Annotated in this window: 21 protein-coding genes, 1 tRNA gene and 2 pseudogenes; 9 read left to right on the forward strand and 15 right to left on the reverse strand. The window is 56.4% G+C overall.

All coding sequences use genetic code 11. The features are described from left to right. Positions 1-191 precede the first annotated feature (191 nt). From ACMYSP_RS15785 to ACMYSP_RS15805, 5 genes and pseudogenes are all read left to right on the forward strand, one after another. The gene (locus ACMYSP_RS15785; RefSeq protein ID WP_434583013.1) at positions 192-1,289 is read left to right on the forward strand and encodes a glycerol dehydrogenase; all 1,098 of its coding nucleotides are present in this window, start codon (positions 192-194) and stop codon (positions 1,287-1,289) included. A gap of 96 nt (positions 1,290-1,385) precedes the next feature. Further along, positions 1,386-3,326 carry a dihydroxyacetone kinase operon transcriptional regulator DhaR gene (gene dhaR / locus ACMYSP_RS15790; protein WP_434583014.1) on the forward strand — a complete coding sequence of 647 codons (1,941 nt, stop codon included), beginning with the start codon at positions 1,386-1,388 and terminating at the stop codon, positions 3,324-3,326. 179 nt (positions 3,327-3,505) lie between these two features. Next, positions 3,506-3,805, forward strand: a complete 300-nt coding sequence (locus ACMYSP_RS15795) for a DUF1889 family protein (RefSeq protein ID WP_217426887.1) — start codon at positions 3,506-3,508, stop codon at positions 3,803-3,805. 276 nt (positions 3,806-4,081) lie between these two features. After that, positions 4,082-4,242: pseudogene (locus ACMYSP_RS15800) on the forward strand (tyrosine-type recombinase/integrase); the annotation flags it as partial. Positions 4,243-4,246: 4 nt separating this feature from the next. Further along, positions 4,247-4,861, forward strand: coding sequence for a Fic/DOC family protein (locus ACMYSP_RS15805; RefSeq protein ID WP_434583015.1), 615 nt, complete (start codon positions 4,247-4,249; stop codon positions 4,859-4,861). Here the strand turns inward: ACMYSP_RS15805 and ACMYSP_RS15810 are convergent. Together ACMYSP_RS15810 and ACMYSP_RS15815 are read right to left on the reverse strand one after the other, a co-directional pair. After that, positions 4,858-5,016 carry a hypothetical protein gene (locus ACMYSP_RS15810; protein ID WP_434583016.1) on the reverse strand — a complete coding sequence of 53 codons (159 nt, stop codon included), beginning with the start codon at positions 5,014-5,016 and terminating at the stop codon, positions 4,858-4,860. The genes ACMYSP_RS15805 and ACMYSP_RS15810 overlap by 4 nt on opposite strands. 193 nt (positions 5,017-5,209) lie before the next feature. Continuing rightward, positions 5,210-5,285, reverse strand: a tRNA-Ile gene (locus ACMYSP_RS15815). Positions 5,286-5,409: 124 nt separating this feature from the next. Between ACMYSP_RS15815 and mug the strand changes: the two genes are divergently transcribed. Then, positions 5,410-5,916, forward strand: a complete 507-nt coding sequence (gene mug / locus ACMYSP_RS15820) for a G/U mismatch-specific DNA glycosylase (protein ID WP_434583017.1) — start codon at positions 5,410-5,412, stop codon at positions 5,914-5,916. Between the two features lie 94 nt (positions 5,917-6,010). Here mug and rpoD read toward each other — a convergent pair whose 3' ends face one another. The 3 genes from rpoD to rpsU form a co-directional block, all read right to left on the reverse strand. Further along, positions 6,011-7,855: an RNA polymerase sigma factor RpoD gene (rpoD, locus tag ACMYSP_RS15825; protein ID WP_434583019.1), complete on the reverse strand. Its 1,845-nt coding sequence runs from the start codon at positions 7,853-7,855 to the stop codon at positions 6,011-6,013. A 149-nt stretch (positions 7,856-8,004) separates the two neighbouring features. Then, entirely contained in the window at positions 8,005-9,750 is a 1,746-nt protein-coding gene (gene dnaG / locus ACMYSP_RS15830; RefSeq protein ID WP_434583020.1) for a DNA primase, read from the reverse strand. Between the two features lie 176 nt (positions 9,751-9,926). Then, on the reverse strand, positions 9,927-10,142 hold the full coding sequence (gene rpsU / locus ACMYSP_RS15835; protein ID WP_001144069.1) for a 30S ribosomal protein S21: 216 nt from the start codon (positions 10,140-10,142) through the stop codon (positions 9,927-9,929). A 255-nt stretch (positions 10,143-10,397) separates the two neighbouring features. On the opposite strand from rpsU, the gene tsaD reads away from it, so the two are divergent. Next, a complete protein-coding gene (gene tsaD / locus ACMYSP_RS15840; protein WP_434583027.1) occupies positions 10,398-11,411 on the forward strand; it encodes a tRNA (adenosine(37)-N6)-threonylcarbamoyltransferase complex transferase subunit TsaD in 1,014 nt (337 codons plus the stop codon). Between the two features lie 53 nt (positions 11,412-11,464). Here the strand turns inward: tsaD and ACMYSP_RS15845 are convergent, their stop codons facing one another. From ACMYSP_RS15845 to ACMYSP_RS15880, 8 genes are all read right to left on the reverse strand, one after another. Continuing rightward, the gene (locus ACMYSP_RS15845; protein WP_434583028.1) at positions 11,465-13,072 is read right to left on the reverse strand and encodes a purine-cytosine permease family protein; all 1,608 of its coding nucleotides are present in this window, start codon (positions 13,070-13,072) and stop codon (positions 11,465-11,467) included. 168 nt (positions 13,073-13,240) lie between these two features. Beyond that, positions 13,241-13,855 (reverse strand): urease accessory protein UreG, encoded by a 615-nt coding sequence (gene ureG / locus ACMYSP_RS15850; RefSeq protein WP_154144093.1) that lies wholly within the window; start codon positions 13,853-13,855, stop codon positions 13,241-13,243. Positions 13,856-13,863: 8 nt separating this feature from the next. Beyond that, a complete protein-coding gene (locus tag ACMYSP_RS15855) occupies positions 13,864-14,538 on the reverse strand; it encodes an urease accessory protein UreF (protein WP_434583029.1) in 675 nt (224 codons plus the stop codon). Continuing rightward, positions 14,539-15,027: an urease accessory protein UreE gene (gene ureE, locus ACMYSP_RS15860; protein WP_434583030.1), complete on the reverse strand. Its 489-nt coding sequence runs from the start codon at positions 15,025-15,027 to the stop codon at positions 14,539-14,541. Positions 15,028-15,036: 9 nt separating this feature from the next. Then, entirely contained in the window at positions 15,037-16,740 is a 1,704-nt protein-coding gene (gene ureC / locus ACMYSP_RS15865) for an urease subunit alpha (RefSeq protein WP_434583031.1), read from the reverse strand. Beyond that, positions 16,733-17,053 (reverse strand): urease subunit beta, encoded by a 321-nt coding sequence (locus ACMYSP_RS15870; RefSeq protein WP_123756422.1) that lies wholly within the window; start codon positions 17,051-17,053, stop codon positions 16,733-16,735. The genes ureC and ACMYSP_RS15870 overlap by 8 nt, the downstream gene beginning before the upstream one ends. Before the next feature lie 9 nt (positions 17,054-17,062). Further along, positions 17,063-17,365 carry an urease subunit gamma gene (locus ACMYSP_RS15875; RefSeq protein ID WP_123756423.1) on the reverse strand — a complete coding sequence of 101 codons (303 nt, stop codon included), beginning with the start codon at positions 17,363-17,365 and terminating at the stop codon, positions 17,063-17,065. A gap of 9 nt (positions 17,366-17,374) precedes the next feature. Further along, positions 17,375-18,199 (reverse strand): urease accessory protein UreD, encoded by an 825-nt coding sequence (locus ACMYSP_RS15880; protein WP_434583032.1) that lies wholly within the window; start codon positions 18,197-18,199, stop codon positions 17,375-17,377. Between ACMYSP_RS15880 and ACMYSP_RS15885 the strand changes: the two are divergent. Then, a pseudogene (locus tag ACMYSP_RS15885) lies at positions 18,189-18,273 on the forward strand (short-chain dehydrogenase); the annotation flags it as partial. The gene ACMYSP_RS15880 and the pseudogene ACMYSP_RS15885 overlap by 11 nt on opposite strands. 63 nt (positions 18,274-18,336) lie before the next feature. On the opposite strand, the gene ACMYSP_RS15890 reads toward ACMYSP_RS15885, so the two are convergent. Together ACMYSP_RS15890 and plsY are read right to left on the reverse strand one after the other, a co-directional pair. Continuing rightward, positions 18,337-19,806 carry an MFS transporter gene (locus ACMYSP_RS15890; protein ID WP_434583033.1) on the reverse strand — a complete coding sequence of 490 codons (1,470 nt, stop codon included), beginning with the start codon at positions 19,804-19,806 and terminating at the stop codon, positions 18,337-18,339. 213 nt (positions 19,807-20,019) lie between these two features. Continuing rightward, the gene (gene plsY / locus ACMYSP_RS15895) at positions 20,020-20,640 is read right to left on the reverse strand and encodes a glycerol-3-phosphate 1-O-acyltransferase PlsY (RefSeq protein ID WP_434583034.1); all 621 of its coding nucleotides are present in this window, start codon (positions 20,638-20,640) and stop codon (positions 20,020-20,022) included. A 230-nt stretch (positions 20,641-20,870) separates the two neighbouring features. Between plsY and folB the strand changes: the two genes are divergently transcribed. Beyond that, positions 20,871-21,224: a bifunctional dihydroneopterin aldolase/7,8-dihydroneopterin epimerase gene (gene folB, locus ACMYSP_RS15900; RefSeq protein ID WP_123756426.1), complete on the forward strand. Its 354-nt coding sequence runs from the start codon at positions 20,871-20,873 to the stop codon at positions 21,222-21,224. Positions 21,225-21,337: the final 113 nt, after the last annotated feature.

The following is a 21,337-nucleotide window of genomic DNA, read 5'->3' on the forward strand; positions in this document are numbered from 1 at the left end:
ATATGAAACATTAAAAATCGATCGCCGTTTCAGATCAGAACAAAATCGGCAAAAATTTTTTTGTTCGTCGCTCGCCCTACAGTGTTTGCATCGCTCCGGTCATGCTCCCGTTTGTGCCTTTCAGCGAAGGCTGAACGGGATGACGCCAGGGCACATCATGTAAAACATGCACTTATTTGAGGGTGAAAGGAATGCTAAACGTTATTCAATCTCCGGCCAAATATCTTCAGGGACCTGATGCATCCACGCTGTTTGGCCAGTATGCCAAAAATCTGGCGGATAGTTTTTTCGTGATTGCCGATGACTTCGTCATGAAGCTGGCGGGGGAGAAGGTGCTCAATGGCCTGCATAACCACGGGCTCAGCTGCCATGCGGCACGCTTTAACGGCGAGTGCAGCCATGCGGAAATCAACCGCCTGATTGCTATTCTGCAACAGCACGGCTGTCGCGGTGTGGTCGGGATTGGCGGCGGGAAGACGCTCGATACTGCCAAAGCCATTGGCTTCTATCAGAAGCTGCCGGTGGTGGTGATCCCGACCATTGCTTCGACCGATGCGCCAACCAGCGCGCTGTCGGTGATTTACACCGAAGCCGGTGAGTTTGAAGAGTATCTGATCTACCCGAAAAACCCGGATATGGTGGTGATGGACACGGCGATTATCGCCAAAGCGCCGGTGCGTCTGCTGGTGGCGGGGATGGGCGATGCGCTTTCCACCTGGTTTGAAGCGAAGGCCTGTTTTGATGCCAGAGCGACCAGCATGGCCGGCGGCCAGTCCACGGCGGCAGCCTTGAGCCTGGCCCGCCTGTGCTATGATACGCTGCTGGCTGAAGGCGAAAAAGCGCGTCTGGCGGCCCAGGCTGGCGTCGTGACGGATGCGCTGGAGCGTATTGTCGAAGCCAACACCTACCTCAGCGGCATTGGCTTTGAAAGCAGCGGCCTGGCGGCGGCGCATGCCATTCATAACGGCTTCACTATTCTGGAAGAGTGCCATCATCTGTACCACGGCGAAAAAGTGGCCTTTGGTACCCTGGCTCAACTGGTGCTGCAAAACAGCCCGATGGAAGAGATTGAGACGGTGCTGGGCTTCTGCCAGAAAGTGGGGCTGCCGGTGACGCTGGCGCAGATGGGCGTGAAAGAGGGCATTGAAGGGAAAATTCAGGCGGTGGCGAAAGCGACCTGTGCGGAAAGTGAAACCATCCACAACATGCCTTTTGCCGTGGCACCGGATAACGTCTATGCCGCGATTATGACGGCTGACCTGCTCGGTCAGCAGTGGCTGGCGCGTTAAGGTTACGCTGACGCATCGTCTGAACGTGAAGGACGTTTCTCCCCTCCGACAGTCTCTGCCGGAGGGGTTGTCTATTGGTCAACAGTGGAAAGGGACATGGCGGCGCAGACTCAGGATTCTTCACAAACAGCATCTTCAGTAATCGGCCAGTCGTGGCATCGTTGCAGCCGGTTTATGCAGCGGGACACCTGGCAGGCGCCGCATCAGGCGCAGGGGCTGACGTTTGAGTCGATCTGTCGGCGTAAAACCGCGCTACTGACCATCGGCCAGGCCGCGCTGGAAGATGCCTGGGAATTTATGGACGGCCGCCCTTGCGCGCTGTTTATTCTGGATGAGTCCGCCTGTATTCTCAGCCGCTGCGGTGAACCTCAGACGCTGGCGCAGCTGGAGGCGCTAGGGTTCCTCGACGGCAGCTATTGCGCCGAAAGCATTATCGGCAGCTGCGCGCTGTCGCTGGCCTCGATGCTGGGGCAGCCGGTGAGAACCTCCGGCGATCAACATTTTAAACATGCGCTGCACGGGTGGTCATTTAGCTCGACGCCGGTGTTTGATAACCACGGGCGCCTGTTTGGTTCCATTTCGCTGTGCTGCCTGAGCGAACAGCAGGCGGCTTCTGATTTGTCTCTGACTCTCGCGATTGCCCGGGAGGTGGGGAATTCACTGCTCACCGACAGCCTGCTCGCCGAATCTAATCGCCACCTCAATCAGATGTACGGCCTGCTGGAAAGCATGGACGACGGGGTGATGGCGTGGAATGAGCAGGGGGTGTTGCAGTTTATTAACGTCCAGGCCGCGAGGCTCCTGCACCTGGATGCGCAGGCCAGCCAGGGGAAAAATATTCACGATCTGGTGATGCTACCGGCGTTGCTGCGTCGGGCTATTAAGCACGCACGAGCGTTGAACCATGCGGAAGTGACGTTTGAGAGTCAGCATCAGTTTATCGACGCCGTCATTACCCTCAAGCCGATTGTCGAAGCGCAGGGCAACAGCTTTATTCTGCTGCTGCATCCGGTTGAGCAGCTGCGTCAGCTGATGACCAGCCAGTTGGGCAAAGTGAGCCATACGTTTGAGCAGATGTCTGCGGACGATCCGCAAACGCGGCGGCTGATGCATTTTGGCCGGCAGGCCGCGCGCGGCGCTTTCCCGGTTCTGCTATGCGGCGAAGAGGGCGTCGGGAAAGAGCTGATCGCCCAGGCGATTCATAATGAAAGTGAGCGGGCGGGCGGCCCGTATATTGCGGTCAACTGCCAGCTGTATGCCGATAACGTATTGGGGCAGGATTTTATGGGCAGCGCGCCGACCGATGATCAAAACGGTCGTCTGAGCCGCCTGGAGCTGGCCAGCGGCGGGACCTTATTCCTGGAAAAAATCGAGTACCTGGCGCCTGAACTGCAGTCCGTGCTGTTGCAGGTGATTAAGCAGGGGGTATTAACCCGGCTTGATGCCCGCCGGCTGATCCCGGTGGATGTGAAAGTGATCGCCACCACCACCGTCGATCTCGCGAACCTGGTGGAGCAGAACCGCTTTAGCCGCCAGCTCTACTATGCGCTGCACTCGTTTGAGATTGCCATCCCGCCTCTGAGGTCGCGGCGCAGCAGTATTGCTGCGTTGGTGCATAACCGTCTGCGCAGCCTCGAGCGGCGCTTTTCGTCGCGCCTGAAAGTGGACGACGACGCGCTGGCGCAGCTGGTGAACTACTCCTGGCCGGGCAATGATTTTGAGCTCAACAGCATTATCGAAAATATCGCCATCAGCAGCGATAACGGCCATATCCGCTTGAGCAATCTGCCGGAATATCTCTTCTCCGAGCGCCTGGGCAGCAGCGACAGCGCATCGCCGCTCTTACCCGCCAGCCTGACCTTCAGCGCCATCGAAAAAGAGGCGATTATTCATGCCGCCCGCGTCACCAGTGGCCGGGTGCAGGAGATGTCCAGCCTGCTCAATATTGGGCGCACAACATTGTGGCGCAAGATGAAGCAGTACGATATCGACGCCAGCCAGTTTAAGCGCAAAAACCAGGACTCATCAGTGGGCTGAAGCCCGTGCGGCGCGCCAGTTAGTGCGGAAACGAGCGTCTTAAGTGCGCAGAAAACCGCCATGCAAACGTTTGAATGAGGGCTGAATCAAATAAAGGCAACGTTCTCTTTGATATCCCGGCGAACTTGGGTCCATAGTATAAACATGTTCATCACATGGTTAATTTTAAGGATAAGAGCATGCCAACAGCGATAGATAAAGCGTTAGATTTTATTGGTGGTATGAACACATCAGAACCGGCTCCGCCTTCAATGGATGAAAGCACAGCTAAAGGCATTTTAAAGTATTTGAATGAGTTAGGTGTTCCGGCAAGTGCCGACGACGTGATGGCGCGAGGTCAGCAGGAGGGATGGAACGCCGGGTTCACGGAAAAAGTGGCCGGATGGGCAGATAAGATCGCATCTGGTGACCGTCTCATTATCAAAAACCCTGAGTTCTTCTCTTCCTACATGCGGGAGCAGCTGCGGGAACTGGTGTGAGTTGAGCGTTTCAACCGACCATTCATGGCCGTGCTGTTCAGCGTATAAGGTATAAAAAAGGAGCGAACCGTTATTAACGGCGCTCCTTTTATTTTTGCCTGTCTTCACCGCCAGCATGGTGTTCCGTGGACAGCGACAGTCCTTTAATGGCCTGTTGGCGGGCGTTAACTGGTGTGGTGTAAGTACGAAATGCTAAAAAGCACAAGGGCCGGCGGTTTCTCGCCAGCCCTTGCGGTGTCTGGTGGCCCCTGCTGGACTAGAACCTGCGACCAGGTGATTATGACTTCTATGCAGAACCATGCTTTGAACTAAGTTAGTTCGAGACGCTATGACCGTTACGATGGCCTGGCTGAAGAACGCAGGGTGCTTGAGGTCGGGTCAACAACTATCAGCGAAAGAAGGACAACAACGTTGTGAACTTGTTTGGGCGGAGGTAATCGCTTGTCAAAATATGAGCTTAATTCAGCCGAAGAGCGGTATCAGCCAGGATCAGGTGATTTGGTATTAGCGAACAAGCTAGAGATTATCAATGCTGCTGAAATGGATGCGTTAGAGTCAGGTCTGCTGCTCATGTTGTATGAGCAGCTATTTATCAGTCATCAGATACCTTCCACGTTGAGTTTTGAGCATATCTGCGAGTGGCATCGCAAATGGTTAGGCAATGTCTACGATTGGGCTGGTAGGCTCCGTAATGGCAATCTGGCTAAAAATGGTTTTCAGTTTGCCGCAGCAAACAGAATACCGCTGTTGGTTACGGAGTTTGAGAAACAATTCCTCTCGCGCTTTACTGAATTGAGGGCGCTTTCTCGTGGAGAGCTGATCGTCTACCTGGCTGAATCTCATGTGGAATTTATTTTGATTCATCCCTTTCGGGAAGGTAATGGACGTTTGTCGCGTTTACTTTTTGATATGCTGGCGGTTAAGGCGGGTGTCGGCGTGCTGGATTACAGCTTATGGGATGAGCACAAAGAATTTTACTTCAAGGCGATTCAGGCCGGTGTATCTGGCAACTTTGCACCGATGGTACGACTGGTTGGCGATATTCTTCCTGATTAACGAGCCAGACCAACAGCTTTAGCCTGTGCCTGAACACGTTTGAGCTGCTGCTCGATTTTTTCTACAGAAACGCCGGTTTCGATTGCCGTGGAACTGGCAACGGTGCGGAAAAGTTGTGATTTCGTGACCAAGGGATGTGCAGTTTTCTTTGTCATGGGAAGAACCTCGTCGTTTATGCTCGTATTCTAGTTCGAGCGGAGATCGCCCACAAGCCCACTCTATATTATCTGTTCTTTGCGCGCGGTAAGTATGTAGTATCAATTTGCAATTTCATCGCCACTTTAAAATGAAACAACAAAAAAGCCACTCGTTAGAGTGGCTTAATTATATGATTTTAAGGCTAAAATTTGGTGGCCCCTGCTGGACTTGAACCAGCGACCAAGCGATTATGAGTCGCCTGCTCTAACCACTGAGCTAAGGGGCCGTGGCGAGGGATTATAAAGTAACTGGCAAGCGCAATCCAGCGTAAAACGCACGGCTGCTGATTTTATAAACAATGCATTTTCAATCCTTTATAATCACCTTTTCGGTATTGAATGGGTGAAAAGATGATCAACGATATTCTGGCTCCGGACCTGCGGGTGGTTTTTTGCGGCATCAACCCTGGGAAGTCCTCCGCACATACCGGTTTTCATTTTGCCCATCCGGGTAATCGCTTCTGGAAGGTGATTCACCAGGCCGGGTTTACCGACCGCCTGCTGGCGCCGGAAGAGGAACAGCATCTGCTTGATACCGGCTGCGGCATCACGATGCTGGTGGAGCGTCCGACGGTGCAGGCCAGCGAAGTGGCGTTGCAGGAGCTGCGCAGCGGCGGGCGGGAGCTTACCCTGAAAATGGAACAGTATCAGCCGCGAGCGCTGGCGATCCTCGGCAAACAGGCTTTTGAGAAAGCCTTTCAGGTGCGCGGCGCGCGCTGGGGAAAGCAGCAGGTGACCATCGGCGCGACGGAGGTGTGGGTATTGCCTAATCCCAGCGGATTGAACCGGGCGACGCTGGAGGCGCTGGTGGCGGCCTATCGTGAGCTGGAAGAGGCGCTGACTGCACGAGGTCGATAATCCGCACGTTGCGGGCGCGAACCACTGCGGCTCTTGCGGTGAATTGAGGGCAAAAAAAAGCTCCCCGCAGGGAGCTTTTTATATCCAGCAACGATTAATCGTCGAGGAAGCTACGCAGTACTTCAGAACGGCTCGGGTGACGCAGCTTACGCAGCGCTTTCGCTTCGATCTGACGGATACGTTCGCGGGTAACGTCAAACTGTTTGCCGACTTCTTCCAGCGTGTGGTCGGTGTTCATATCGATACCGAAACGCATACGCAGAACTTTCGCTTCACGGGCGGTCAGGCCAGCCAGAACGTCGTGAGTGGCGGCGCGCAGGCTTTCCGTGGTCGCGGAATCCAGCGGGAGCTCGAGGGTGGTATCCTCGATGAAATCACCCAGATGCGAATCTTCATCGTCGCCGATCGGCGTTTCCATGGAGATAGGCTCTTTAGCAATTTTCAGCACTTTGCGAATTTTATCTTCCGGCATCAGCATGCGTTCAGCCAGCTCTTCCGGCGTCGGCTCACGACCCATTTCCTGCAGCATCTGGCGGGAGATACGGTTGAGCTTGTTGATGGTCTCAATCATATGCACCGGAATACGGATGGTGCGCGCCTGATCCGCGATAGAGCGGGTGATTGCCTGACGGATCCACCAGGTAGCGTAGGTGGAGAACTTGTAGCCGCGACGGTATTCGAACTTATCAACCGCCTTCATCAGACCGATGTTACCTTCCTGAATCAGATCCAGGAACTGCAGACCACGGTTGGTGTATTTCTTGGCGATAGAAATAACCAGACGTAAGTTTGCTTCAACCATCTCTTTCTTCGCACGGCGGGCTTTCGCTTCACCGATGGACATGCGACGGTTGATATCTTTAACCTGCTCGATAGTCAGGCCGGTTTCTTCTTCAATCTGCTGCAGTTTCATCAGGCCGCGCTGAACGTCTTCTTTGACGTCATGCAGCTTTTCAGACCACGGCTTGTTCATGGCGACAGCGGCGTTGAACCAGGTTTCGCTGGTTTCGTTGCCGGTGAACAGCGTGATGAAGTTTTTCTTCGGCATTTTGCACTGTTCAACGCACAGTTTCATGATGATGCGTTCCTGAGTACGGACGCGATCCATCATGCTACGCATGCTGCCAACCAGGTAATCGAACTGTTTCGGTACCAGACGGAACTGTTTGAACACTTCGGACAGCTTAAGAATTTCTTCCTGCGCGGCGGCGTGGCTACGACCTTTTGCTTTAATGGTGTCGCGGGTCAGTTCGTACTGCGTACGCAGTTCAGCGAATTTCGCGCGTGCCAGCTCAGGGTCGATGCTGTTATCGTCATCGCTGCTGTCGTCATCGTCGTCTTCATCTTCGTCTTCGTCGTCATCCATCTCTTCCTGAGACAGTTCAGACCCGACGTGCGTTGCCGTCGGCGCCAGATCTTCTTCAGCGTTAGGATCGACAAAGCCGGTGATCAGGTCAGACAGACGGGCTTCTTCCGCTTCAACGCGATCGTACTGCTCGAGCAGATAGGTGATGGCTTCCGGATATTCAGCAACGGAGCACTGAACCTGGTTAATCCCATCTTCAATACGTTTGGCGATGTCAATTTCGCCTTCACGCGTCAGCAGTTCAACGGTACCCATTTCGCGCATATACATGCGCACCGGATCGGTTGTCCGTCCGATTTCAGATTCAACACTGGACAGCACTTGTGCAGCTGCTTCTTCTGCATCTTCGTCAGTGTTGTTGCTGTTTTCAGCCAGCAGTAGATCATCGGCATCCGGTGCTTCTTCCATCACCTGAATGCCCATGTCATTGATCATTTGGATGATGTCTTCGATCTGATCGGAGTCGACGATATCTTCCGGCAGATGGTCATTGACCTCGGCATAGGTCAGATAGCCTTGCTCCTTACCACGTTGGACAAGAAGCTTCAGCTGTGACTGCGGGTTTTGCTCCATAAGACGGTATCCACACTTATTTCGTTTGATTGGTGTCGACAACAAACTGCCAACATTTAAAGCGAGGGCGTACTTATATTATTGCCGCTGCGCCTCAGCGCGGCTGTCGGGGGCTTCCCGAACGATATTCGGCACTTAAGCCGTGCAATTCATTTCTTTGCCAGTTCCTGACTGATGGTCCAGAGTTCCCGGCGTTCTTCACTGCTTAAACCGTGTGTGCGGTCACGAGCTATCAACTCTTCTTGCCGCAGTTCCAGCAGTGAATCAAACATATGGTTGAGCGAGTCGGTGAAGGTTTTTTCTGCGATATCTTTATCTGCTATATCGTCCCACATCGACAGTTTTTCAAGGGTGGCGGCCTCATTTGTGCCGCGATACTGCTCTAAAAGTTGCCCGGTCGTCAGACCAGGCTGAGATAAACAGGTTTTCACCAGTTCGCTGAACAAGCCCAGTCCCGGCATTTTGCGCTGATCCAGACCTTCTAAAGGTGGAACCAGCGGGGCCAGATCCGGGTTTTGCACCAGCAACCCTATAAGTATACGCATGGTCGTGCGTTTTAGCTGCGGCGCGGGACGCGGGGCGCCACTTTCTGTCTGTTTTGGCATTAAACGTTCAAGCTGGGCGTCATCTAAAATCCCTAACTTGTTGCCTAATTCCTGACGTAAATAAATGCGCAGCGTTTCACCCGGCACCTGGGTTATCAGCGGCAGCGACAGCGTACTGAGCTGCGCGCGCCCATCCGGGGTGCTTAAGTCGACCTGCGGCATCAGGCTGTTAAACAAAAACGTGGAGAGCGGCTGAGCCTGCTCCATCCGCGCTTCGAACGCCTCTTTACCCTCTTTACGCACCAGCGTATCCGGGTCTTCACCGTCAGGTAGAAACATAAAGCGTAGCTGACGACCGTCGGTCATGTACGGTAGCGCCGTTTCCAGCGCTCGCCAGGCGGCATCGCGGCCAGCCCGGTCGCCGTCGTAACAGCAGATGACCTGATTGGTCGCCCGGAACAAAAGCTGAATATGGTCAGCTGTGGTCGAGGTACCTAACGACGCAACCGCATAATTGATGCCGTACTGCGCCAGCGCCACAACGTCCATATAGCCTTCGACAACCAGCAGACGGGGTGGTTCGGCGTTATCCTGCTGCGCCTCATAAAGGCCATACAGCTGGCGACCTTTATGGAAAATATCGGTTTCCGGGGAGTTCAGGTATTTCGGCAGGGCATCGCCCAGCACGCGTCCACCAAAACCAATGACCCGGCCTCGCTTATCGCGGATGGGGAACATCACCCGTTCGCGGAAGCGGTCGTAACTGCGTCCCTTATCGTTCGTCACCAGCATGCCGGCATCGATAAGCGACTGGCGGTTTTCTTGATTGCCGCCAAACCGTTTTAAGACGTTATCCCAACCGGGCGGCGCGTAGCCAATCGCGAAGCGCGCAATGACCTCGCTGCTTAAACCGCGTTTTGCCAGATACTGGCGCGCAGGGTCGGCGGCGGGGTGTATCAGAGACTGTTGGTAAAACGCATTCAGACCGTCCATTAACTGATAGAGGCTTTGCCGTTGATGGCGCTCTATCTGACTCGGTCCGTTGCCTGCTTCATATGGCACTTCGAGGTTGTGCATAGCGGCAAGTTCTTCGACCGTTTCCACGAACTCGAGCTTGTCGTAGTTCATCAGGAAGTCGACGGCGTTGCCGTGCGCACCGCAACCAAAGCAGTGGTAAAACTGTTTTTCACCGTTGACGGTAAAAGAGGGGGTTTTTTCGTTATGGAAAGGACAGCACGCGTGGTAGTTCTTGCCCTGTTTTTTGAGCTTTACCCGCGCGTCGATAAGATCGACGATGTCGGTTCGAGCCAGCAGGTCATTGATAAATACGCGTGGAATTCGTCCAGCCATAGGCCCCGTAAACTATACACACGATCCTGTAGACGGCCTCAGCGTTGGCTGCGGGCGTTATTACCGGATGCTATGTATATGCTAATGCATAAACGAAAATAAGCCGCGCATTCCTTCCGGAAGCACGGCCTTACAACTACAACTCGGTCTGAATTGAGGGCTGTGCCCTCAACAGATTAGTACAGACGAGTGCGGCGTGCGTTTTCGCGAGCCAGTTTCTTCGCGTGACGTTTCACTGCAGAAGCTTTAGCGCGCTTACGTTCGGTAGTCGGTTTTTCATAGAACTCACGACGACGAACTTCCGCCAGAACACCTGCTTTTTCACAGGAACGCTTGAAGCGACGCAGAGCTACGTCGAACGGCTCGTTTTCACGTACTTTAATTACCGGCATGTGCCTCTCACCTTTATTAATTCGGTTTGCTGCTGGCATCAACGCCAGCTTATTTCAAAATGGTGCGGAATTTTACTGCAACTACTGCTGCTTTGTAAAGCACCTGCGCCCTTTTTGAAAGGACTTTTATAAGGGTGAGGAGTATACACGAGGCTTCTTCCTGGGGCGAACAAAGTTTTACCGCGACACGCTGAGGGTATACATCAACCGGCATTGGTCCTAAACTGCGCGGTATTAGAGTGAGGTAAAAAAGACATGCGTGTACTGGGTATTGAAACATCCTGCGATGAAACCGGCATCGCCATTTATGACGACGAAAAAGGGCTGCTAGCCAACCAACTGTATAGTCAGGTGAAATTACATGCTGACTACGGCGGCGTTGTGCCTGAGCTGGCTTCACGCGATCACGTGCGCAAAACCGTACCGCTGATCCAGGCAGCATTAAAAGAAGCCGGACTGATGGCAAAAGAGATTGATGCAGTGGCCTATACCGCCGGACCGGGTCTGGTTGGTGCGCTGCTGGTTGGCGCCACGGTCGGGCGTTCGCTGGCGTTTGCCTGGAACGTACCGGCCATCCCGGTACACCATATGGAAGGCCACCTGCTGGCACCGATGCTGGAAGATAATCCGCCGGATTATCCTTTTGTTGCGCTGCTGGTTTCCGGTGGTCATACCCAGTTGATCAGCGTTACCGGCATTGGCCAGTACACGCTGCTGGGTGAGTCTATCGATGATGCCGCAGGCGAAGCCTTCGATAAAACGGCGAAGCTGCTGGGACTGGATTATCCTGGCGGGCCGATGCTGTCTAAAATGGCGGCGCAGGGCACCGAGGGACGATTTGTCTTCCCGCGTCCGATGACCGACCGCCCGGGGCTGGATTTTAGCTTCTCTGGCCTGAAAACCTTCGCGGCTAACACCATTCGCAATAATACAGACGACGAGCAAACCCGTGCCGATATCGCCCGGGCGTTTGAGGATGCGGTGGTGGATACGCTGATGATCAAGTGCAAGCGAGCGCTGGAGCAGACCGGCTTTAAACGCCTGGTGATGGCCGGCGGCGTGAGCGCGAACCGCACGCTGCGAGCGAAGCTGGCGCAGATGATGACCAAACGCGGCGGTGAAGTTTTCTATGCGCGTCCGGAATTTTGTACCGATAACGGCGCAATGATCGCCTATGCCGGGATGGTGCGTCTGCGCACCGGCGCGAAGCCTGACCTCGGGGTGACCGTACGCCCGCGCTGGCCGCTTGCTGAACTGCCTGCGGCGTAAGCCACTCACAGGCCGACGCTGCGTCGGCCTGTTTTCCTTCCCGCTTTCCTGCGTTACTCCATACTTTTACACAGCGAGCAAATCGCGCCCTGATGCTTGTGCGAGTGCATCACATCTGGACGTTCATACTCTTCATCACAGCTGAGACATTGGTAAACGGTGGTGGAAGCATTGCCTTGCGCGTCGTAGCGCGGCTCACTGATACCGTCGTCATGCTGTTTGATGTAGTAACGGCCACCGGTAAGGATCCCCATCAGCGGGGTCATCACCAGCGCCACAACCAGCGCAATCAGCGGAGAGAACGGTGCCAGCGTGGCGCCCAGCAGGCCGAAGAAGGCGCAAATCGACAGGCCAGCGGCCAGGGCGAAAGAGACTACGCCGACCGGGTTGACGTTGTGAATCATCCCGCGGCGATATTCTGGTTGCGCCGGGGCGAGCTTCAGCAGGCCCTTATTCACGGTGATATCGGTGGCTACCACCACAACCCAGGCAATCGCAAAGTTTGAGTAGAAGCCGAGGATCCACGACAGGGCGCTGAACATATCGCCTTCCATCAGCGCCAGCGCAATTGCCAGATTGACGATCACGAAGATAATCCGTCCCGGATAGCGTTTGGTGGTCCGCGTCCAGGCGCTGGTCCACGCCAGCGAGCCGGAATAGGCGTTAGTGACGTTGATCTTAATCTGCGAAATCACCACCAGCACCACGGCCAGGGTCAGCGCCAGCCAGCCGGGCACCAGGTTATCAAAGACGCTGACGAACTGCTGTACCGGTTCGGTGTTGTGTACCGCCGGGAAGCGGGTCAGCAGATAGAAGCCGAGGAAGGCACCGATAATCTGTTTAATCGCCCCTAATACTACCCAGCCAGGCCCGGCGGAAAAGACCGCCAGCCACCAGCTTTTGCTGTTCTCCGCGGTTTTTGGCGGCATAAAGCGCAGATAATCGATCTGTTCGCCAATCTGCATAATCAGCGACAGGCACACGCCGGCGCCGAGCATAATGGCGGTTAAGTCGACGTGCGCGGCGTTGTTTTTGCCGCTGAAGTTCATGAAACCGTCCACCAGAGCCGGGTCTTTGGCAATTAGCCAGGCCACCGGCACCACCATCAGCACTAACCACAGCGGCGTCGTCCACACCTGCAGGCGGGTCAGCGCTTTCATGCCATAGATAACCAGCGGCAGCACCATCAGGGTGGCGATGAGATAGCCCATCCACAGCGGGATCCCAAGGCCAACCAGCAGCCCCTGGGCCATGATCGAGCCTTCAAGAGCGAAAAAGATAAAGGTAAAGCCGGCGAAGATAATGCTGGTGATGACCGAGCCAAAATAACCGAAGCCGGCGCTACGGGTGATGAGGTCGAGGTCGATGTTGTAGCGGGCGGCGGTAATGGCCAGCGGGATCCCGGTCAGAAAAATGACCAATGCCGCCAGCAAGATAGCGTAAATGGCGTTGGTGGTACCCCATGCCATGCCGATGCTGGCGCCGATAGAAAAGTCCGCCAGATAGGCGATGCCGCCCAGCGCGGTTACCGCGACGACGCCAGGTCCCCAGCGACGGAAACTCAGCGGGGCGTAGCGAAGGGTATAATCTTCCAGGGTTTCCCGGGAGCCTGATGTATCGGTCTGTGCAGGCAACTCAGTTTTAATATCCAGTGATGACATCGTCATTCCTTAATGGTTAGGCATGACTATGATTAGCAAACCTTATGCCACATCCTGATGGCACATTGTGGCGCAGCAGCAGCGGGCCTGGTGACGTGAGCGAGCGTAAAGAGAGGGCAGGGCATGCACCATGCGGGCGCAGGCGCGTCCGCATGGTGCAGAGGAGGATTATCGCAGCATGCCTTTGTCTTCGAGGAAGGCGATGATGTTGTTCAGCCCATCGCCGCTTTTCAGGTTGGTGAAGGTCCACGGGCGCTCGCCGCGCATGCGCATGGTGTCGCGTTCCATCACTTCCAACGACGCGCCCACATACGGTGCAAGGTCGGTTTTGTTGATCACCAGGAAGTCAGATTTGGTGATCCCTGGCCCACCTTTACGTGGGATTTTTTCGCCTTCCGCGACATCGATAACGTAGATGGTCAGATCCGCCAGTTCGGGGCTAAAAGTGGCGCTCAGGTTGTCGCCGCCGCTCTCAACGAAGATCAGGTCGAGGTTGCCGAACTTTTCGCTCAGTGCTTCAACCGCCGCCAGGTTCATCGACGCGTCTTCACGGATCGCGGTATGCGGACAGCCGCCGGTTTCGACGCCGACGATACGCTCCGGCTCCAGTGCGCCGGCTTCGGTGAGGATACGCTGATCTTCTTTGGTGTAGATATCGTTAGTGACGACCGCCAGTTGATAGCTGTCACGCATCGCTTTACACAGCGCTTCCAGCAGGGCCGTTTTCCCGGAACCGACCGGGCCGCCGACGCCAACGCGCAGCGGGTGTTTGTAGTTGTTCATGCTGTCTCCTAGGAACGGAATAATCGGGAATACTGGGTTTCATGCCGGGCGGAAGCGATCGCCGCCAGCGGCGTAGAGGAACCGATGGCGCTGTCCGGTGCCGCAAGGGCGCTGGCCATATCCGCCGCGTAGCGATCGCACAGGCGTAAAATCAGCTGTTGTGCCGCCTGCTGGCCGAAGGGGACCAGCTTAACGCCTGCCATCACCGCGCTTTCGATCCAGCTGTAGCCAAGGCTCAGGGCCAGATCGGGAATAGCGATTTGCCAGCGCACGCCCAGCCAGGCCATGCCGGCGAGCTGGCTTTGCTGGCACAGCTTGCGCCAGGGGGGCGGGCAATCTGGCTGCCAGTCAGCCAGCAGTCGGGTAAATGCCGCACCGCGGTTGCGCTCTTCCTCGCGCAGTTCGCGGGTTTCACGGCAGGCCAGCAGCCAGGCGGTCCAGCGCTGCGCGGACGGTAAATCATCCTGTTCGCAGGCGCGATACAGGCGGGCGAACAGCGGCAGATCGACAGTGAAGAAGCTCTGTTCCATCTGCTGTAGCTGCCAGCGTTCAAAGGCCGGGGTATCAGGCACCCAGCCCGCTTCCACAGCCCATTCCAGCCCTTGTGACCAGCTGTAGCCGCCGACCGGCAGGCTGCTGCTGGCCAGCTGCATCAGCCGCAGGCGTTTTTCCGGCGTCGGCATTTAGTGGTTGTGCTCGTGATGGTGATGTTCGTGGTCATGACCATGGCTATGGCCGTGGCTTTCGCTGGCGTAGGCGCCTGCTTCCGGCTCAAACGGCAGTTGGGCAAACGTCACCGCCAGGCCAAACTGACGCAGCATATCGTCCAGCACGTGGTCGTGATGAAAACGCAGTTCGCCGGGCATGATTTGCAGTGGGACGTGGCGGTTGCCGAGGTGATAGCAGGCTTTTGCCAGCATGAACGGATCGTCGCAGCGCACCACCGATACCCCTTCATCGGCGGCGATCACTTCGACGAACTCGCTACCTTCTTCATTACTGAGCACATCGCCACCGCGCAACAATAGCCCGCGCGGCAGCAGCAGGCCTGCGTCACGGCCATCGTTGAGGGTCACTTTGATACGGCTTTTTACCCGTACATCAATCGGCAGCGTGACGCTGGCGGTCAGCGCCGTCGTGGGGGAATCAACTCGTTGGGTCAGATAGAGCATCCGGACTCCTTAAAACAGAAAATAACGTTGCGCCATCGGCAGAACGTCTGCCGGTTCGCTGGTAATCAACTCGCCGTCGATCCGGACCTCATAGGTCTGGGCATCGACGGTGATATTCGGCTGCAGACTGTTGTGGATCATATCGGCCTTCTGCACCGTCCGGCAGCCTTTGACCACCGCCGTCGCGCTGTGCAGATTCAGGCGTTGCGCCACACCGCTGTCTACCGCCGCCTGCGGCAGGAAGGTGAGGCGGCAATGATGGCGGGCGCTGCCCAGGGCGCCGAACATCGGGCGATAGTGCACCGGCTGTGGTGTCGGGATCGAGGCGTTGATGTCGCCCATCGGCGCGATGGCAATCATGCCGCCTTTGATCACCGTCGCTGGCTTGACACCGAAAAATGCCGGTGACCACAGTACCAGGTCCGCCAGTTTCCCGACTTCCACCGACCCCACTTCGTGAGCAATACCGTGGGTCAGCGCCGGGTTAATGGTGTACTTGGCGATATAGCGCTTCACGCGGAAGTTGTCGTTATCGCCGCGCTCTTCTGCCAGCGGCCCGCGCTGAACTTTCATCCGGTGCGCCACTTGCCAGGTGCGTAACACCACTTCGCCCACGCGTCCCATTGCCTGCGAATCAGACGAGGTTAGCGAAAAGGCACCGAGGTCGTGCAGGACATCCTCTGCGGCAATGGTTTCCCGGCGTATACGCGATTCGGCAAAGGCGACATCTTCGGCGATATCCGGGTCGAGATGATGGCAGACCATCAGCATATCGAGATGTTCGTCGATGGTATTGACGGTGTAGGGCAGCGTCGGGTTGGTAGAGGAAGGCAGAATATTGGGGTGCGCGCAGGCGGTGATAATATCCGGCGCATGGCCGCCGCCCGCCCCTTCGGTATGGAAGGTGTGGATGGTCCGTCCGCCAATCGCCGCCAGGGTATCCTCGACAAAGCCAGATTCATTCAGAGTGTCGCTGTGTAACGCCACCTGGATATCCATTTCGTCGGCCACGGTCAGCGCGCAGTTGATGGTCGCCGGCGTCGCGCCCCAGTCCTCATGGATCTTCAGGCCAATCACTCCGGCCGCCACCTGCTCGCGCAGCGCTTGCGGGTTGGAGCCGTTACCTTTCCCCAGCAGGCCGATATTCACCGGCAGGCTGTCTGCCGCCTGCAGCATCCGTGAGATGTACCACGGGCCGGGGGTACAGGTAGTGGCATGAGTCCCGGCTGCCGGGCCGGTGCCGCCGCCAACCATGGTGGTGACCCCGGAGACCAGCGCTTCTTCCGCCTGCTGCGGGCAGATCCAGTGGATATGGGTGTCCACGCCGCCTGCGGTGACGATCTTCCCTTCGGCGGCAATCACTTCTGTTGCGGCGCCGATCGGGATCGTCACGTTGGGCTGGATATCGGGGTTACCGGCTTTACCGATGGCAAAGATCCGCCCCGCTTTGACCCCGATATCCGCCTTGATGATCCCCCAGTGATCGATAATCAGGGCATTGGTCAGCACCAGATCGACGCACTCGTCAGCCAGCATTTGCCCCTGACCCATTCCATCGCGGATCACTTTACCGCCGCCGAATTTCACCTCTTCGCCGTAGGTGGTGAGATCGTCTTCGACCTCGATCCACAGTTCGGTATCCGCCAGCCGAACTTTGTCGCCGGTGGTGGGGCCAAACATATCGGCATAGGCCTGGCGTGAAATATCACTCATCGTGTGCCTCCAGATTCCCCATCACATCGCCACGAAAGCCGTACACTGCACGGCTACCGGCAAGCGCCACCAGCTCTACTTCGCGTTTTTGCCCTGGTTCAAAACGGACTGCGGTACCGGCGGCAATATTCAGGCGATAGCCGGTGGCCTGCGCCCGGTCGAACTTCAGCGCCGGGTTAACTTCGGCAAAATGGTAATGCGACCCGACCTGAATCGGCCGGTCGCCATGATTTTCAACGATTACGCTGCGGGTGGCGCGCCCTACGTTCAGGGCGATGTGCCCCGGCTGCACCTTGTATTCACCTGGGATCATCGTGATACCTCAGATTATCGGGTTATGGACGGTGACCAGCTTCGAGCCGTCCGGGAAGGTGGCTTCGACCTGGATGTCGGGGATCATTTCGGGCACACCCTCCATGACCTGCTCACGGCTTAACACATGACGGCCGGTTTCCATCAGCGTTGCCACGCTGGTACCGTCGCGCGCCCCTTCCATAATAAAGGCGCTGATCAGGGCCACGGCTTCCGGATAGTTCAGCTTGAGGCCACGGGCCAGACGACGCTCGGCGACTAAGGCGGCGGTAAACAGCAACAGCTTGTCTTTTTCTCTGGGGGTCAGTTCCATAGCGTTCTCTTAGGTCAACCAGATTCGGGGAAGAACCGGGGATTTTCCGGTCAAATGCGGGCGCATAAACTGCCAGATATCACGCATTGCCCGCTGGCAAAGTAAGTTATCGTCACTTAAAAAACGTACCGTCAGCAGGCCATCTGTCAGGGTGGCGCCGGCATAGTTCGCCAGCGGTGTCAGCCGATCGCGTACGCCCTCGAGCAGGGTTTCACTGGCGGGATAGAACAACAGGGTGCCGACCCACGGCTGCTCGGCCACGCTGGCCAGCCGTCCATCGGCCAGACTCAGGCGCTCAATTAACAGCGGCGAGTCGTCCATCCACACTTCAAGGCGGTTGTTGAGGCTGCCGTGGCTAAAGGATTCGCCGATGACCGGACGGCCGAGGCACAGCAGATCCCAGGCCAGCAGCGTGCTGGTGGCGCTCAGGTGAAAAGCGGTGTGCAGCGTGGCCTGCGCGCCGGGAAAGAAAATCGCGTCCTGCGGCAGCCACTCCAGCGTGGCGTTTTCCGCCAGCTTCAGCGTTTGTTGCAGTCGGGCCTGCGCGCCGCTGCTGCGATAAAACTTGCTGGCGCCGGGCATGGTAATCAACGTGTGGCAGCCATTATCGAGCGTGGCGGTAATCGTCAGCTCATCACCGCCGACGATGCCGCCGGGAGGATGGAGCAAATAGAGATGGCAGGTATCTTCTTCCGGGTAAAAGGGACGCTGGACGGTAAGTGGACCGACATGGCGGGCGGAGGTCAGCACCGTTTTGCCGCTGCGATGGTGAAAGTGAAGATCCAGCGTGGCCTGCCAGCCTTTTTTATGTTCTGGTAACACGGTGCTGTGCAATGTAGCGCCCCTGCAAAAATCAAGATAAAACAGCAACGATGAGTATTGATCGGAGAGAAAGTATCGCGATCATATGAAAAGCTTATGAATGAGATACGGGAAAACAGCCGCCAGCGCGACGGCTGTTCGGTGGCTGGTTATGGCGCCTGATAATCCTCGGCGTCAATGTCGTAGCCTGAAGGCTCCCAGCGGATGGCAAGCAGCGACAGCAGGCCAATCAACGGCGCGGCGGCGATAACCCAGAATACCCGGGTATCCAGCGCCGCAACCAGCAGCGGGAACAGGAACAGCGACAGGGTGGAGCTGCTGCGCATTAGGGTCTGGTTGAGGCCAACGCCGACGCCGCGTAACGAGGTCGGATAGCTCAATGATGCAAAGGTCATGGTGTGGGCGCCGGGGCCAAAGCCCTGGCCAAACAGGAACAAGGCCAGCATGGCGACCGCCGCGAGCCCTTCACCAACACCTTCCGGGCGGCCAACCAGCGCCAGGCCGAGCAGCGCCGTCAGCTGGCAGCTGTAACCGGCCAGCGACATCTTCCACGCGCCTAAGCGCGGGACCAGCCGCACGGCCAGCAGGCCACCGACGAACGCAAACAGCAGATTCAGCGCCAGCGAGATCAGAATGGTGGTCAGCATCGACTGGACAAAGAAGCTGGAAATAATGACCGGCAAGCCAAAAGCCACGGCGTTATAGGCAAATGAGGAAACCACCGACAGCAGCGTTGCCAGGGTAGTGCGCCGCAGGTAGACGCCCTGGAACAGGCGTAGATAGTTACTCCACTGCGCCTTTTTCACCACTGGCGCGGGGTTATCCAGCGCCTCCTGCGCCACGTGGGCATTGATGTTATAGGCCTGGCGCAAAATGGAGGCCGCTTCGCGCAGGTTGCCCTGATTGGCGGCCCATACCGGGGATTCGCTCATGTAGCGACTGCGAATCGCGATGATCACCAGCGCGGGGACGGCGCCGAAGCCGAGAATGATGCGCCATAGCCAGTCGCTGTGGCTGTCCGGCAGTACGGCGTAGAAAAAAAGCACCAGCAGATACGAGATGCTGATGGCGGCATACCAGGTCGGACACCACATGGCGACGCTGGAGGCTTTGTTGCCCGGCCCTTTGAGCTTCGCGAACTCGCTGAGGAAGGCCATCGCCACCGGCAGGTCAATCCCGACTCCCAGGCCCATCACAAAGCGGGCGGCGGTCAGGACATATTCATTGGGTGCCAGCGCACAGGCGATAGCGGCCACCACAAAGAACAGCATGTCGGCCATAAAGACCCGATAGCGGCCGATTTTATCGGTCAGATAACCCCCGATCAACGCGCCAACGATAGCCCCGAAGGTGATGGCGGATGCCACCATCCCGGTCCCCGCCGGGGTCAGGTTGAACTCGCGGGTAATATCTTTCAGGCCGAAGGCGAGGGAGCCAAGATCGTAGGCATCAAGGAAAATCCCGCCGAGGGCGATACCGATGACAATACGCGCATTGTTGCGCCCGCTGCTACCTTCATTGATTAACCGTGATACGTCGGCGGCGCCGCGTATCCATTGGACTTCCCCGCCAGGCGAACCGGCTGCTGTGACCGGAGCGGCATTAATTACGTCTGTCATGATGGTGTTCTGTGATGTCTGTTCAGGAGGATCAGAGTAAACAGCGCTACAGGCGGGAATAAATCACATTTGGTTATAAGACATAACTAACGGATTGTTGTGAAAGGATTATCTTCGGCGAGGTGGCGAATCAGGATGATTGGCGGTAAAACAAGGCAATTCTGTGAGATTGTCGGGGCTAACGCCACCCGGCAACGGTTACCGGGGGCGAGATTATTTCTGCTCTGGCTTTTTTTTGTTCTTCTTCAGGCGGCCCCAGATTTTGCTTTCCTGGCGGCGCCATAAACGCTGAATGTTGTCATGGTGACGCAGCAGAATCAGGCACGAGAGCATCGATACCGGGAAGGTATATTGCGGTTTGAACCACCAGACATAGAAGGGGGCAATCAGCGCGCTGACGATAGCCCCGAGGGACGAGTAGCCGCTCAGCAGGATGGTCAGCAGCCAGGTGCCGGCCATGACGCCCGTCAGATCCCAGCCAATTGGTGCAATGGCACCGAAAGCGGTGGCGACACCTTTACCGCCGCGGAAATTGAAGAATACCGGCCAGATATGGCCCACGCAGGCCGCAATCGCGACGAGGCCCAGCCAGAACGGCGTCAGGCCGAGCGCCCAGGCACCCCAGACGGGTAACATGCCTTTGAGCACGTCAAAAATAAGAACCGTTACGGCTGCTCCTTTGCCGCCAATTCGTAGTACGTTAGTCGCCCCTGGATTGCCGGAACCGCTATCACGAGGGTCGGGCAGGCCAGCGAGACGACACACCAGAATGGCGCTGGAAATTGAGCCGCAGAGGTAGGCAAGGATAACCAGTCCAGGCGCGATTGCACTCATCAGCTGTTCCATTTTGAAAATGTCATTTTGTCCCCTTTACCCTTCGCGTTGCCGGCGCACCGATGGTTCTCGTTCAGGTGGAGGACGCCTGAAACATCGAGCCAGACCGCGTGTACCGCCGCGGTGTTCCTGCAATACGAATTATTTTGGGGATGTCTTTGCATCTGTGGATAATACGCATAATTCGCCGGAAGTGGTATCCGGTTTAGCCAAAAAGCAGGCAGGTCGTGATGGATATTGTATTTATAGAGCAACTTTCGGTAATCACCACTATCGGGGTTTATGACTGGGAACAGACTATTGAACAGAAACTGGTGTTCGATATCGAAATGGCCTGGGACAACCGCAAAGCGGCGAGCAGCGACGATGTTAGCGATTGCCTCAGCTATGCTGACATCAGCGAGCTGGTAGTCGGTCACGTTGAAGGAGGGCGCTTTGCACTGGTCGAACGTGTGGCGGAAGAAATTGCCGATCTGCTGCTGGAAAAATTCCCGTCGCCGTGGGTGCGGATCAAAGTCAGCAAACCAGGTGCGGTGGCCCGGGCGGCCAATGTCGGCGTGATTATCGAGCGCAGCCGGGCATAATCGAACATGGCCTTAATCTGAAATAAAACTTTTCAGGTCATATTGATTAAACAAAGGGTGTTTATACCGGTCATAGCTGGCGGTTATCGGGATACATTATTGTTATGGACTAC

It is taken from the genome of Klebsiella sp. R390 (assembly GCF_051131745.1).
Taxonomy (GTDB): Bacteria; Pseudomonadota; Gammaproteobacteria; order Enterobacterales; family Enterobacteriaceae; genus Klebsiella.

What these genes read in the sequence shown, in the direction of transcription:
- rpsU (WP_001144069.1), bottom strand. Translation starts at nt 10,142, where the DNA reads ATGCCGGTAATTAAAGTACGTGAAAACGAGCCGTTCGACGTAGCTCTG.
- ureE (WP_434583030.1), bottom strand. Translation starts at nt 15,027, where the DNA reads ATGCTCTATCTGACCCAACGAGTTGATTCCCCCACGACGGCGCTGACC.
- ureC (WP_434583031.1), bottom strand. Translation starts at nt 16,740, where the DNA reads ATGAGTGATATTTCACGCCAGGCCTATGCCGATATGTTTGGCCCCACC.
- ACMYSP_RS15875 (WP_123756423.1), bottom strand. Translation starts at nt 17,365, where the DNA reads ATGGAACTGACCCCCAGAGAAAAAGACAAGCTGTTGCTGTTTACCGCC.
- plsY (WP_434583034.1), bottom strand. Translation starts at nt 20,640, where the DNA reads ATGAGTGCAATCGCGCCTGGACTGGTTATCCTTGCCTACCTCTGCGGC.
- ACMYSP_RS15870 (WP_123756422.1), bottom strand. Translation starts at nt 17,053, where the DNA reads ATGATCCCAGGTGAATACAAGGTGCAGCCGGGGCACATCGCCCTGAAC.
- ACMYSP_RS15855 (WP_434583029.1), bottom strand. Translation starts at nt 14,538, where the DNA reads ATGCCGACGCCGGAAAAACGCCTGCGGCTGATGCAGCTGGCCAGCAGC.
- ACMYSP_RS15890 (WP_434583033.1), bottom strand. Translation starts at nt 19,806, where the DNA reads ATGACAGACGTAATTAATGCCGCTCCGGTCACAGCAGCCGGTTCGCCT.
- mug (WP_434583017.1), top strand. Translation starts at nt 5,410, where the DNA reads ATGATCAACGATATTCTGGCTCCGGACCTGCGGGTGGTTTTTTGCGGC.
- dhaR (WP_434583014.1), top strand. Translation starts at nt 1,386, where the DNA reads ATGGCGGCGCAGACTCAGGATTCTTCACAAACAGCATCTTCAGTAATC.
- folB (WP_123756426.1), top strand. Translation starts at nt 20,871, where the DNA reads ATGGATATTGTATTTATAGAGCAACTTTCGGTAATCACCACTATCGGG.
- ACMYSP_RS15785 (WP_434583013.1), top strand. Translation starts at nt 192, where the DNA reads ATGCTAAACGTTATTCAATCTCCGGCCAAATATCTTCAGGGACCTGAT.
- ACMYSP_RS15845 (WP_434583028.1), bottom strand. Translation starts at nt 13,072, where the DNA reads ATGTCATCACTGGATATTAAAACTGAGTTGCCTGCACAGACCGATACA.
- ACMYSP_RS15810 (WP_434583016.1), bottom strand. Translation starts at nt 5,016, where the DNA reads ATGACAAAGAAAACTGCACATCCCTTGGTCACGAAATCACAACTTTTC.
- dnaG (WP_434583020.1), bottom strand. Translation starts at nt 9,750, where the DNA reads ATGGCTGGACGAATTCCACGCGTATTTATCAATGACCTGCTGGCTCGA.
- rpoD (WP_434583019.1), bottom strand. Translation starts at nt 7,855, where the DNA reads ATGGAGCAAAACCCGCAGTCACAGCTGAAGCTTCTTGTCCAACGTGGT.
- tsaD (WP_434583027.1), top strand. Translation starts at nt 10,398, where the DNA reads ATGCGTGTACTGGGTATTGAAACATCCTGCGATGAAACCGGCATCGCC.
- ureG (WP_154144093.1), bottom strand. Translation starts at nt 13,855, where the DNA reads ATGAACAACTACAAACACCCGCTGCGCGTTGGCGTCGGCGGCCCGGTC.
- ACMYSP_RS15795 (WP_217426887.1), top strand. Translation starts at nt 3,506, where the DNA reads ATGCCAACAGCGATAGATAAAGCGTTAGATTTTATTGGTGGTATGAAC.